Source organism: Sphingobacterium sp. Ag1 (assembly GCF_000988325.1).
Lineage (GTDB): Bacteria > Bacteroidota > Bacteroidia > Sphingobacteriales > Sphingobacteriaceae > Sphingobacterium.
The window spans coordinates 70,037-83,014 of the sequence record NZ_LBGU01000034.1; the positions used below are offsets into that span (position 1 = coordinate 70,037).

General features: G+C 38.3%; 13 protein-coding genes, 1 tRNA gene and 1 pseudogene. 5 read left to right on the forward strand and 10 right to left on the reverse strand.

What is annotated here, in order from left to right; translation table 11 throughout:
- Positions 1 to 35 precede the first annotated feature (35 nt).
- From AAW12_RS09455 to AAW12_RS26235, 4 genes are all read right to left on the reverse strand, one after another.
- Complete coding sequence (locus AAW12_RS09455; RefSeq protein WP_046673366.1) at positions 36 to 533, reverse strand: GNAT family N-acetyltransferase; 498 nt, start codon at positions 531 to 533, stop codon at positions 36 to 38.
- 450 nt (positions 534 to 983) lie between these two features.
- On the reverse strand, positions 984 to 1,529 hold the full coding sequence (locus tag AAW12_RS09465) for a hypothetical protein (RefSeq protein ID WP_046673368.1): 546 nt from the start codon (positions 1,527 to 1,529) through the stop codon (positions 984 to 986).
- Between the two features lie 2 nt (positions 1,530 to 1,531).
- Complete coding sequence (locus tag AAW12_RS09470; RefSeq protein ID WP_046673369.1) at positions 1,532 to 1,744, reverse strand: hypothetical protein; 213 nt, start codon at positions 1,742 to 1,744, stop codon at positions 1,532 to 1,534.
- Between the two features lie 490 nt (positions 1,745 to 2,234).
- Positions 2,235 to 2,322, reverse strand: a tRNA-Ser gene (locus tag AAW12_RS26235).
- A gap of 219 nt (positions 2,323 to 2,541) precedes the next feature.
- Here AAW12_RS26235 and AAW12_RS09475 point away from each other — a divergent pair.
- Both AAW12_RS09475 and AAW12_RS09480 read left to right on the forward strand, forming a co-directional pair.
- Entirely contained in the window at positions 2,542 to 2,937 is a 396-nt protein-coding gene (locus AAW12_RS09475; protein WP_156167604.1) for a hypothetical protein, read from the forward strand.
- Between the two features lie 74 nt (positions 2,938 to 3,011).
- A complete protein-coding gene (locus AAW12_RS09480; protein WP_197084006.1) occupies positions 3,012 to 3,524 on the forward strand; it encodes a BON domain-containing protein in 513 nt (170 codons plus the stop codon).
- Between the two features lie 75 nt (positions 3,525 to 3,599).
- Here the strand turns inward: AAW12_RS09480 and AAW12_RS09485 are convergent, their stop codons facing one another.
- The 6 genes from AAW12_RS09485 to AAW12_RS09510 all read right to left on the reverse strand — a co-directional run bounded on the left by AAW12_RS09485 (position 3,600) and on the right by AAW12_RS09510 (position 10,647).
- Positions 3,600 to 4,325, reverse strand: a complete 726-nt coding sequence (locus AAW12_RS09485) for a ThiF family adenylyltransferase (protein WP_046673371.1) — start codon at positions 4,323 to 4,325, stop codon at positions 3,600 to 3,602.
- A 78-nt stretch (positions 4,326 to 4,403) separates the two neighbouring features.
- The gene (locus AAW12_RS09490) at positions 4,404 to 5,069 is read right to left on the reverse strand and encodes a TatD family hydrolase (protein ID WP_046673372.1); all 666 of its coding nucleotides are present in this window, start codon (positions 5,067 to 5,069) and stop codon (positions 4,404 to 4,406) included.
- Between the two features lie 61 nt (positions 5,070 to 5,130).
- Positions 5,131 to 6,417 (reverse strand): anthranilate synthase component I family protein, encoded by a 1,287-nt coding sequence (locus AAW12_RS09495; RefSeq protein WP_046673373.1) that lies wholly within the window; start codon positions 6,415 to 6,417, stop codon positions 5,131 to 5,133.
- A 3-nt stretch (positions 6,418 to 6,420) separates the two neighbouring features.
- Positions 6,421 to 7,698: an adenylosuccinate synthase gene (locus tag AAW12_RS09500; RefSeq protein ID WP_046673374.1), complete on the reverse strand. Its 1,278-nt coding sequence runs from the start codon at positions 7,696 to 7,698 to the stop codon at positions 6,421 to 6,423.
- A gap of 127 nt (positions 7,699 to 7,825) precedes the next feature.
- Complete coding sequence (locus AAW12_RS09505) at positions 7,826 to 8,317, reverse strand: Fur family transcriptional regulator (RefSeq protein ID WP_046673375.1); 492 nt, start codon at positions 8,315 to 8,317, stop codon at positions 7,826 to 7,828.
- Positions 8,318 to 8,427: 110 nt separating this feature from the next.
- Positions 8,428 to 10,647, reverse strand: coding sequence for a RelA/SpoT family protein (locus AAW12_RS09510; protein WP_046673376.1), 2,220 nt, complete (start codon positions 10,645 to 10,647; stop codon positions 8,428 to 8,430).
- A gap of 151 nt (positions 10,648 to 10,798) precedes the next feature.
- Between AAW12_RS09510 and AAW12_RS09515 the strand changes: the two genes are divergently transcribed.
- The 3 genes and pseudogenes from AAW12_RS09515 (at position 10,799) to bshB1 (ending at position 12,840) form a co-directional block, all read left to right on the forward strand.
- A complete protein-coding gene (locus AAW12_RS09515; RefSeq protein WP_046673377.1) occupies positions 10,799 to 11,431 on the forward strand; it encodes a DUF4294 domain-containing protein in 633 nt (210 codons plus the stop codon).
- A gap of 19 nt (positions 11,432 to 11,450) precedes the next feature.
- Positions 11,451 to 11,941: pseudogene (locus tag AAW12_RS09520) on the forward strand (glutathione peroxidase).
- A 167-nt stretch (positions 11,942 to 12,108) separates the two neighbouring features.
- Complete coding sequence (gene bshB1, locus AAW12_RS09525; protein WP_046673378.1) at positions 12,109 to 12,840, forward strand: bacillithiol biosynthesis deacetylase BshB1; 732 nt, start codon at positions 12,109 to 12,111, stop codon at positions 12,838 to 12,840.
- Positions 12,841 to 12,978: the final 138 nt, after the last annotated feature.

The following is a 12,978-nucleotide window of genomic DNA, read 5'->3' on the forward strand; positions in this document are numbered from 1 at the left end:
TGTACTAAGAAGAAAGCTGGTAATGAATAGGCTGATCAAATCACTGATTCATCTAATCTATAAATAAATTCCTCGATTTCGATTTGGCGTGCATTAGCAAAACCTCGGTCTGTACCAACCTTAACAAAACCACAATTTTCCAGTACTTTTTGAGAACCGATATTATCGAAAGCGACACGCCCATAAATCGGACGGCTTGTTTCAAATGAAAGAAGTTCTTTAAGCGCCTTTGTTGCAATTCCACGTCCCCAGAATTTCCGGTCAATCCAATAAGTGATCTCAGCATCACCATCAATAACAAACTTCGCAATACTTCCTACAATTGTCCCATCAACCAGAATCGTTTGATTGTTTATACTTGGCTCATTGAGAAATTTAGCATATTTCTCAAGGTAAGCTTCTTTGTCTGAAGAAGTACTTGAGGTAAATGCGGCGAGATAATTTGCTTCTTCATCAAGCTGAAACTGATAATGTGTTTCTAAATCCGTGTATACTGTCGGCCTAAGTGTAAGTTGAAAGTTGAGGGCATTCATGCTTTTTTATGTTCGGTTTATTCTCAAATATAGTAATAAATACACTATTGTTTAAACTCGCCTCAGGTATATGTGGATATGAAGCAAAAAACAAATTCTATCGTCTTAGAATTGGGGGGGCTATCTTTCCAACCTTTATTGTCATTGACCGAGGTGGCAAGATCATCTTTAGCAATTTATCCGAGGGGCTTGCTCATATAAAAGATATTGTACTAAAATAATGATTATAATAGGCCAACGTTATTATAATCGTTGTGGTAGTAATAATATCTATCGCTTAAAAGGATCAACCATTTGGAACTGCAGTAAGTATGAATATGAAAGTTTTCATCAAAGCCAACTCAAAGTCCAGCTGAGGAAAAGCCGAACAAAGGTAGAAGTTAGTCAGGTCAAGAGCCTTTAAATTTAGACTTCTCCTTTTATCGAAATTTAAGTCGGTATGATGTTCCTTCATTGAGCCCATACGGGGAGAGATGTAGCCTCCTCGATTCCTAAAACATTATCTTGGTATTTAAACACAGTTTCAGGTACTATGTGGTTTTCGCTTATATCGATCCCCTTAACGGAGGAAAAGAGATTTAGATGCCTTTTCACAAGCGGCATGGTATGAATATATGAACGGGTTATTTTGTCAGGGTCGGAGTCGCAACTACTATTTTTCTTAGCCTTAGACCTCGCTTGGCATATGTACATATTATCGGTGTAAAAAAAGATCATTTCAATCTTATTTTCAGGATACAAGGCTTTAATGTCTTGTAGCATTTGAAGATGCACCTTATTAACGATATTGACCTCAACAGCAAAATCTTCGTCATGACTCAGCAACCCCAACAGCTGTTCCTCAAATCTCCGATATCCATCTTTTAAACCTAGTTCAGCATAGCTTTGAACAAAGAGATTTGGGTCAAGTATCTTAATCCCTTCTGGGATGAAATACTGACCACAAGTACTTTTCCCAATGTAAGGGGGACCGGTTATCACATATATTGTCGCCATGATCAAATACTTTGAATCGTGCCATCGCGATGCTCTTCAACCATTTGCCCATCCTTGTTATAAACCAATGGCTGTTCGCGAGAAAATAAATAGGAACGAATGCTCTTTTGCAATTCTTGCCTCCATTGTATCTTTTCATCCGCAGACATAGTGAGCGGATCTTTTTTCATCTTTCCAGTTTTGACAAGTTCTTCTTCTTGAATTATCCTTTTCATTTAAAACTTAATTAACATTAGCTTGTACGATTAATTAAATATAAACATATATTAATATATTATAAAAAAATATTAATATAAAAAACGCCAATAATTTGATGAATTGACTTTTGATTGGTAACAAGATCCATTAATAAAAATTGACTGGTTGTTTATTCTCTTGATCAAGAAAGCCTAAGAAAGAATTATACAGTTGATTGTTAAAGTTATATACCTGTTTAAATATCTTAAGGGGCTGAAGATGAAATTGAGGCAACTAATAAGATATAGAACGCAGATCTTTTTTGAACTCATTGGTGTACCTCAGAATCTCGTATTCATAACGACTCTCCTGTCACCTGATTTGGCTCTTATTATACGTGGGATTGGGAAGAAGACAGTCCCATTAAACATGAACTTCTTTGCTTTGATCTAAGTGCTGTTTTTGGTGCCGGTATAATACTTAAAACAGAAAAACCGTTTTTAACAGTGTTAAAAACGGTTCGTTTTGCGGAAAGGGAGGGATTCGAACCCTCGATACAGTCATCCCGTATACAGTCTTTCCAGGACTGCTCATTCGACCACTCTGACACCTTTCCGTGTTTCAGTGCACAAATGTAGTAATTTTTTAATTTATTGCAACCTTATTCGTATTATTTACCATCCAATTTATTATATTCTATTGAGTCTAAGCCTATTGTTTTTATTTTTTAATGAATAAAACTTATTCCTTATTTTTCGGAATGACAAATAATTATTTCGACATAAAAGGGGAGGTCCTTAACATAGCGCTAAAACGCACCAGGGACCGTATTACAATGATAGAATCTGCTTTGGAAACCGCACGGGATTCAAGCAATGACGATACAAAAAGTAGTGCTGGAGACAAATATGAGACGTCACGTGAAATGATTCAACAGGACATTAATCGCTACCAGAAACAACTCGTGGAAGCCAATAAAGATCTGCAGCAGGTCGTCAATATAGAATCTATAATAGATGATGCAACGGATGTCGCTAGGGTAGGATCGCTTGTGCAAACGAATGTAGCCTTATATTTAATTGCAACAAGTATTGGCGCCGTAAAAATAAGGGACAGCAATATCTTCGTCATTTCGCCTGCATCTCCAATTGGACAGTTACTTATCGGAAAAAAAATAGGCAATAGTTTTGTTTTTAACAACGTTAATCAAAAAGTTATTGCAATTTACTAGGTGATGAAAATACCAAAAAATTAAACAATATGCCGATGCATCTGTTCTTATTTAGTACAGAAACAAAGAATGACATGAAATTCAATAGTTTACTTTTAATCTTCTTGCTTGGTGCAGCACTATTTATTCACTCTTGTAGATCGCCCGAGTCGGACGAAAAACTAAGATCAAAAATCGAGGTAGCATTGGAAACTACTGCGGGCATCGGAGTCGATGTCGAAGAGGGTAATGTAACCTTGAATGGACAAATAGGTTCAGACTCTCTCAAGCAGGACATCGAAAACAAAACAAAGCTAGCCGGAGGAGAGGATGTCAAATCCATTCACAACAATATTGTCGTAAATCTTCCTGAACCAGAAGATGCCCGTGAAAAATATCATGAAATTTTGGGTGGCGCGATAGATTCTACCTTAACACGAGACGTTAACCTTGTTCTGGAAGATTTTCCGACCATTACAGCACAGGTTAAAGAAGGGATTATAATTGCAACGGGTAATCTTGAAAAATCAAAAATAGATACACTCAAGAAACGATTGGAACATATCAAACCCAAAGGTATTGATATAAAAGGGGTCACAAGCCGATAGCTTAAAAAAAAGAAGTTACCCATCAATCGACAGGTAGCTTCCTTCATGTGTTCATATGTTTATTTAGAAACAAAGTTAAGCATTTTCTATTAAATCTCGTATAGCAACAGAAGCTATGGCGCCACCAAAGGCTGCTGGCAAATAGGACATCGTACCATAGGCAGACTTTTTAAAATTACTTCCATCGGTATACAGTAACGAATCCTTGTTTGGAAGTTCAGTTGAAAATGCCACTTTCACTCCGTCACGAATACCATGTTTACGCAATTTCTTACGGATATGCTGGGCCAACTTACAATTATAGGATTTACCGATATCGGCAATTTTTATTTTTGTCGGATCCACTTTGCCACCGGCACCCATTGAACTTACAAATGGTATTTTGGCTTCCAAAGCTCTCCGAATAAAAAATAGTTTCGGTGTAATACTATCAATAGCTTCGACACAATAATCTGGCGCCAAATCTAACAAAGCTGGTATCTTTTCTGGAATGATAAAATCTTGTATTACGGTTAAATCCAACTCAGGATTAATGGCCAACAATCTTTCCCGCATAATTTCAGCTTTTGCTTCACCGTGATTGGTTGCCAAGGCAGGCAATTGTCTATTACGGTTGGATGGATCTACAGTGTCTCCATCGATAATGGTCATTTTCCCAACTCCTGCTCGGCATATAAATTCCGCGGCAAATGATCCAACACCACCTAATCCCAAAACCATCACATGTGAATTTGCCAATTTTTCAACCGCTGATCGACCTATCAATGCTTCGGTACGTGACAGCCAACTTAAATCTTTCATCTATCTAAATTTGTTTTTTTATATTTTCATGAAACCTTATAGCTATCCGACAACGTGAATAAACAAACTATGATGGCCTCACTTATTAAATACTTTCTTATAATTTTGGTATAAAGCCCGCTTTAGCTCCTCCAACTCGATCGATCTGATCCGAGCTACGTATTGATAAAGCGTAGTAATTTCTACGGTCGTATCTGTATCCGTTTCTAGAAACAATTGACTGAGTGAAATATTTTCCAAAAGCTCGTCTTGACTTCCATTTAAACAATGTCCACCTATTGAAAGATAGTACCCCTGATCAATTAATTGCCGAGCTAGTGTCCAATTTTTCCGATAGCCATGGAAAACAACAGCTTCGTTAAAATTCACTTTTTTTAAACAACCGACAATCTCCTGAAAAGCTCGAACACAATGAATAATCAACGGTTTTCGATAAACTTGAGCCAGTTGAACCTGTCGATCAAAGACCTGCTGCTGCTGGATGAGGGGAATGGCAATATTTTTATCCAAACCGCATTCGCCTATCGCCAAAACTTGATCCTGCTTTAATCCTCCTTTCATTAAGGCTAAAGCAAGTTCAGAATTCCCGTCTATATACCATGGATGTAACCCTATGGAGCAATCTGTTTCAGTGATTTCTTCAGCATGATTCAATGCGATATTCTTCACCGAGAGAATCGCGCGCTCTTTGATCGGATAATTCCGATGAGTATGTAGATCGATATAAGGAACTTGTGGTACCAATGGGACAAAGGTCGAAAAAATACTTGAAGCAAAAAATATTCTCTACAAAATTAGTATAGTTTTATTCTTCCAATCTTGCATCTAGGGCTTCAAGGATGGCTGAAGCTTTCAAAAGGCATTCTTGATACTCCTGATCTGCAGCTGCCTGATTGGTGACCGCCCCTCCAGTATGAAAGGAAAGGTACAGTTTTTGTTTATTATACAGCAGTGAGCGGATGACAACATTAAAATCGAATTCATCATGTACAGTGTCAAAGTATCCGATAGACCCTGCATAGACACCTCTCTTTTGAGCTTCAAGCTGATCGCAAATTTGCATAGCTGCAATTTTGGGAGCCCCCGTCATCGAACCTGCAGGAAAGGTATTTCTAAACACATCCACATTGGCGACTTCTGGGTCTTGCATGCAGGTAATCGTAGAAATCATTTGATGCACTTGTTCGAAGGATTGAATCTCAAAAAGGCGAGTAGCTTCAACCGTTCCAGGAAGAGCACTTCGTGTCAAGTCATTACGCACCAAATCAACGATCATCACATTTTCAGCAATCTCCTTTTTTGACCTCAACATATCAGCTATAATCTGTCGGTCCTCTGTTGGATTTGCCCCCCTTTTCGCCGTACCTTTAATCGGCTGAGAAATCAGCTTTCCCTGCCTTTTCGCTAAAAATCGCTCCGGAGAAGCACACATGATAAAATGATGTCCTACTCTGAAGAACGAACTAAATGGGGTAGGTGATAGGCTATTCAATTGGTGATAAACTTCGAGCGGCGAGATGTCGGCGTTCTCAGCAAAAAATTCTTGACAAAGGTTAACTTCATAAATGTCTCCACGTTGAATATGCGCTTGCACATCTTCAAATGCTTTGACGTATTCACTTTTTGTCCAACGCGATTGTACTTGCACCGCAATTGGAGCTGCTAAAGGGATCTTCGTGTCGCAAATAGCTTGATATATGTCAACTGGATCTTCAGCCTCTATATGCACTTGATCTGCCGTCCATCGGAGCGTAATCGCTGGCACGAAGAAATAAGCTTCCGGAAATTCGAGCTGATCTTTACCTGTTGTCTGTAATTCCTCTATCTCATTCTTCAGGTCGTAGGATAGAAATCCAGGGATAAACTGCGATTGATGTAAATTCAAAAATGTATCGAGCTGATCAAATACATTTTCATTTGCACGGAAGGAGAATAATGCCTTGACAGCCAATATCTGCTCAAATTTGCCCCATTGATCGGACATCCCATTACTATTAAAGAAAGAAATTTCATCAAATTGCCCCGACCAATGCAGGGCTTTTTGATGAAATTTATCTTTAGAATCGAGAAGATCAAAACTTTCGATCCGCATAGTTTATTTTGATAAAGCTAATGTTTGTTTACGATCAGGACCTACCGATAGGATTGTGATAGGTACTTCAAGAGCTTTCTCTAAATAAGAAATGTAATTTTTTAATGCTTCAGGTATCTCCTGTTCAGACGTTATACCAGTCAAATCTTGTTTCCACCCATCAATTTCTTCCAAGATAGGTTCGGCTTGATGTGTGATGATTTCATAAGGCATATAATCAATCACTTCACCATTATATTTATAATGTGTACATGCATAGATTTTGTCGAAGGTATCCAAAACGTCAGCCTTCATCATAATCAAGTCTGTTACGCCATTAAGCATAATAGCATATTTCAAGGCAGGGATATCAATCCAACCTGTACGGCGAGCACGACCAGTAGTTGCTCCAAATTCATGGCCTAATTGACGTAATTTTTCGCCAGTTTCATCATGAAGTTCAGTAGGGAAGGGACCACCACCTACACGAGTCGCATAAGCTTTAAAGATACCATATACCTTGCCGATTTTATTTGGTGCAATACCTAGACCTGTACAAGCTCCAGCTGTTGTGGTATTCGATGAAGTTACAAATGGATAAGAACCAAAATCAACATCCAAAAGTGTACCTTGAGCACCCTCAGCTAATACCCTTTTGCCTTCTTTCAGATATTGATTCACCAAATGCTCTGAATCCACATGTGGGATAGATTTAATGAATTCAATTGCATCCAAAAATGCGTTCTCCTTTTCACTGAAATCAGGTATTTCTCCATAGTGCGAAAGAATACTTAGATGTTTTTCTTTCAACTTTTGGTAACGCTCTTGAAAATCTGGAAGTGTTGTATCACCTACGCGTAAACCATTTCTACCGGTTTTATCCATGTAAGTTGGACCGATACCTTTCAGTGTGGATCCAATTTTTCCTGCACCCATTTTTGATTCTGAGGCAGCATCCAATAATTGGTGTGTAGGCAGAATAAGGTGTGCTTTTCGCGCTAAAACCAAATTGCCTTTACCCACCGGATCAAAACCAGCTGTCTTCAGGTTGTCTAACTCTCTTTTTAAGATAATCGGATCGATAACGACACCATTACCAATAAGATTTAGTGTACCTTCATTGAAGATACCAGATGGAATTGTGTTGAGTACGAATTTCTTGTTATCGAATTCCAACGTGTGTCCGGCGTTAGGGCCGCCTTGGAAACGAGCGATTAAATCGTATTTTGGACAAAATACGTCTACGATTTTACCTTTACCCTCGTCACCCCATTGTAAGCCCAAAAGCACATCAACTTGCATAGCTTTTAAAGTATAGTAATTAAAATGTTATTAATAAAAATAGACTCTATTTAAAAATAAAATGTTCAGGAATTTTCCCCTGAACATTCCTGAACAAATGTACTATTATATTTAAGAAAATATAAGATTAATTTGAAATAGCTTCGTGAGCGACGGTCTCTTCTTTTTTGTTCTTAAGTTGACAGTCTTGACATACACCATACAAATTGAGTGAGTGGTGCTTAATATCAAATTTTAAAAGATCTCCCATGAGACTCTGAATTTGGTTGATACGTGGATCACAGAATTCAACAACCTTATTACATTCAATACAGATCACGTGATCGTGTTGTTTGAACCCATATGACTTCTCAAATTGTGCCATGTTCCTTCCAAACTGGTGTTTTGTAACCAAGTCACAAGAGACCAAAAGTTCTAGGGTATTATAAACTGTAGCACGACTGACACGATATTTCTTGTTCTTCATATGGATATACAAAGACTCGACATCAAAGTGATCAGTACGTGAATAAATCTCTTCCAAAATCGCATAGCGCTCTGGTGTTTTTCTTAGATTTTTATTTTCTAAGTAGGCTTCAAAGATTTTTTTTACAGTTGCAAAATTTTCAGCTTGATTCATAGTAAAAATATTCTTGTACAAATTTACCAATTAAGATTGATATTTCCTCTATTAAAAATAGTGGTTAATGGTAGCTGCTGCAATGCAGTTTTCAATCTAATCCTTGGGTATTAACTTTCCGATTCATATCGATTGACACCCGTTATCCCCCTGACTTGCTTTAAATTTTTCATCAGACTTTCCAATTGCGCAGTATCATTTACATACACCATGATATTACCATCAAAAATACCGTCGTTGCTGGAGATTGACAACGATCGAATATTAACAGCAAATTCTTGCGAGATAACAGTTGTAATCTTGTTCACTAATCCTACATCATCTATACCAACAATGTGTAAACCTGTCAAAAATGCAGAATCTTTTGTAGAAGCCCAGCGTGCTTTTAAAATTCTGTAGCCATAATTTGCCATCAGCTTGGAGGCATTTGGACAGCTCGTACGGTGAATTTTTATACCATCATTAACAGTTAAAAAGCCAAAGACATCATCACCTGGAATAGGATTACAACATGGTGCTAACGTATAGTCCACTTTCTGCATGTCATCGCCAATCAAGATCGTATCGAATTCCTTTTTATTGATTTTTTCGACTAGACCACCTATATGAGTATTAAATTGATTTCCAGACGAAGAACTGGTATTAATTTCAACTGCTTTTTCATGGGCGACATACTCTCTTAACTGCCTGATATCAACGATTCCCTTAGCAACATTGTAGAAGAGATCCTGCGAACTTGGATATTTTAAAAAGTTGGCAATTTTGTTAATATTATCCGTATTGTAAGTAACCTTTAGCGATTTCAACTTACGTTCCAAAATTTCTTTCCCATCTTCCGCTACTCTTCTCTTTTCTTCTTTTAAAGAAGATCTGATTTTAGATTTGGCTTTCGCAGTCACAACAAAATTCAACCAATCCTCTTTAGGCGACTGTTTGCTTGAAGTAATAATCTCCACCTGATCTCCATTTTGCAAAATATGGCTCAAAGGAACAAGTTTGTGATTTACTTTAGCGCCAATACAACTCGCCCCAATATCAGAGTGAATCTCAAAGGCAAAATCTAAAGCAGTGGCATTGTTGGGGAGTTGAATCAGTGTTCCTTTGGGGGTGAATATAAAAATCTCATCGGAGAAGAGATTCATCTTAAAATCATCCACAAAATCCATCGCATTCTGATCTGGACTGCTTAAGACGTCACGTACTTTTTTAATCCATTGATCCAAGCCAGAATCTGAATTTGATTCTTTGTACTTCCAATGCGCTGCGAACCCTTTTTCGGCAATCTCATTCATCCGTTTGGTGCGGATCTGAACTTCTACCCATTGCCCTTTAGGTCCCATTACAGTCGTATGTAATGATTCATAACCATTCCCTTTAGGTGAAGAAATCCAATCACGAAGGCGGTCGGGGTTAGGGCGATATAAGTCTGTGACAATAGAATAGACCTTCCAACATTCCGTCTTTTCCTTTTCATCCACAGCATCGATAACGATCCGTATTGCAAACAAGTCATAAACTTCTTCAAAAGGAATCGATTTTTTACGCATCTTATTCCAAATCGAATGAATTGATTTAGGCCGTCCAAATACGGATGCCTTAATACCTTGTTCTTCCAATATATCTTTGATAGGCCCGATAAAGTCGCCTATAAATCTTTCCCGTTCCGCTTTTTTCTCATTCAGTTTTCGGGCGATAAATTTATAGGTATCCGGGTCGGTATATTTCATGGACAGATCTTCCAGTTCGGATTTTATCGCGTAAAGTCCAAGACGATGTGCCAATGGTGCATAAAGGTAGCTTGTCTCCGAAGCAATCTTCAGCTGCTTATCCCTGGCCATGAATTCCATGGTACGCATATTGTGCAATCGATCCGCAAGTTTTATGAGAATCACACGGACATCATCAGCAAGTGTGAGCAACATTTTCCGGAAGTTCTCCGCTTGCATCGAGCTGTTTGGATCGAAAATCCCTGAAATTTTGGTAAGCCCATCGATAATTCGGCGAACTTTTTTACCAAACATTTCTTCAATTTCATCCAATGTAACATTGGTATCTTCAACTACATCATGGAGCAACGCGCATACAATAGATGTCGTCCCTAAGCCAATCTCTTCAGCGGCAATCTGGGCAACAGCAATTGGGTGATAGATGTATGGCTCCCCTGATTTACGTCGCATCTCTTTATGACTGTCCAACGCCAAATCAAATGCCTTGCGGATCTCTTGCTTGTCCCCGCGTTGTAAAGTTGGTTTACAGGCGCGTAACAATGCACGGTAACGTTTCCTTATCTCTTTGTTTTCTGCTTCAATATCAATCACATAATCTTTCATAAACGTTGCAGGTAAATGATGTTTTTTGAGTAAATTTGTGTAATTTAGTTAATGAATTCTTGAATACTATTTTCAAGCTAACTTATTTTGTAATAAATCTACCAAAATATTATAGCATTGACAAATTAAAAAGCGTTATATAATTGCCCAGATGAAGACAATATTATTTTGTTTACTTTTTCTAACAGGGACTTTGTCCAGCTGGGCGCAGTCTCAACCTCTCACGCTTCCTTTGTATGGAGAAGGGGCACAGGAAACCGTAAACAGTTATATGACAACAACCTTGGCAAATGGAGAAGTATTGCCTTGGTTTCCTATTCGAGAAGTTGTTGTAGTGGCCAAAAGGACTTGGTCGAGTGAAGAAGCGCGAAGAGAATATCTCCGCTTTAGAAGAAATGTCCTCAAGGTTCTTCCCTATGCCATCTATGCGCAAAAAAGATATGATCAGTTGGACAGAGATCTAGCACTGACTTCGGACAAGAAGGAACATAAAGCTTTGGTCGAAAAATGTGAAAGTGACGTAAAACAGATGTTTGACCGAGAAATCAAAAATATGACTATCTCACAAGGCAAAATACTCATTAAATTGATCGATCGTTATACGGGACATACCGGCTATGAAATGGTAAAGGAAATGAAGGGTGGGATTTCCGCTTTTTTTTATCAGGGAGTCGCGAAAATATTCGGTCACAACCTAAAGTCAACTTATGATCCAAAAGAAGACTTTGCCATTGAAAATATCATTAGAGAATTTGAGAAATCGAGACCCCAACCTGTCATGTGACCAATCAAACTAAAACTAGATGAAAACAGTATACGACTTTGACGCACTTCAGTTTAATGGTAAAAAAAAATCTCTCGCTGATTTTGAAGGTAAAGTTTTACTCATCGTCAATACTGCTAGTCAATGCCTCTTTACCAGACAATTTAAATCGCTCGAAAAACTCTACCAAAAATATAAAGACCAAGGTTCGAAATTCTGGCATTTCCGGCAAATAATTTCCGAAATCAGGAACCTCTAACAGGCGGTACACTGGAAACATTCTGCCGAATCAATCAACAAGTGAGTTTCCCTATTTTTAAACGTAGCCATGTTATCGGCGAATACACAACACCATTATACCGTTTTCTTTCAAACAAAGAACAAAATGGCCATATCAACAGCAAACCTTCCTGGAATTTCCACAAATACTTGGTAAACAAAAAAGGAGAGGTGATTGATTTTTATTATCCGATTACTTCGCCATTATCAAGTAAAATTTGCCGCAATATCGAGCGTCTTTTACAAGAGTAACCCATAAACTGCTTACCTTTGCCGCGGCTTTCACAACGTCAATCTAATCGTATATCGACTCAGGAACAATAGTATATTGAAGCTGTCTATAGCATCTCAGTAAAATTGTTCGTTGATTAAATGGAATGATTTGTCATTGAAGAGCCAAATAAAAAGAGAGATATCATATGTTAAAATTAGATCTACTTATCATTGCTGTACATCCTGATGATGCTGAATTAGGCGCAGGTGGAGTAATGGCAAAATATGTTGCTGAAGGAAAAAAGGTTGGAATTGTTGATTTGACTCAAGGCGAGCTTGGCACACGCGGCACAGCAGAAACCAGGGCTCAGGAAGCAAAAGATGCTGCCGAAATCCTAGGACTGGCCGCTAGAGAGAACCTGGGCTTAAGAGATGGTTTTTTTGAAAATGCCGAAAGAGAGAAAATGGCAGTAATAAGAGCTATCCGCAAATATCAACCCGAAATTATTATTACAAATGCCATCACAGACCGCCACCCGGACCATGGAAGAGCGGGGCAGATGGTCAGTGAAGCTTGCTTTCTTGCTGGCTTGAGAAGAGTGGAAACTTTTGATCAGGACAATGTTCCTCAGGAGGCCCACCGCCCCCGATTGGTACTGCAATTTGTACAGGATTATTATATAAAACCAGATGTTGTTATCGATATAACAGATTATTACCATGTTAAAGAAAAATCCGTTTTAGCCTATAAAACTCAATTTTACACAGGAGAAAACGTAAATCCTGATGAACCACAAACCTACATTTCCAATCCGGATTTCATGGAATCAACTGCTGCCAGAGCCCGAGAATTTGGACGATATATCCAAGCGAAATATGCCGAAGGATTTACTTCCAAGAAGATACTTGGCGTTGATGATTTATTCCACCTGAAGTAGGGAATAGAGTCTATCTGATACCATGATAAAATAAATGCGGGAGTATTCCTATTTTAAACCTGAATGCTCCCGCATAATTTCTTAAACGAAGTTACGGACTGATTTGATGGAAACAATATCGGTCATATGCTGATTTTG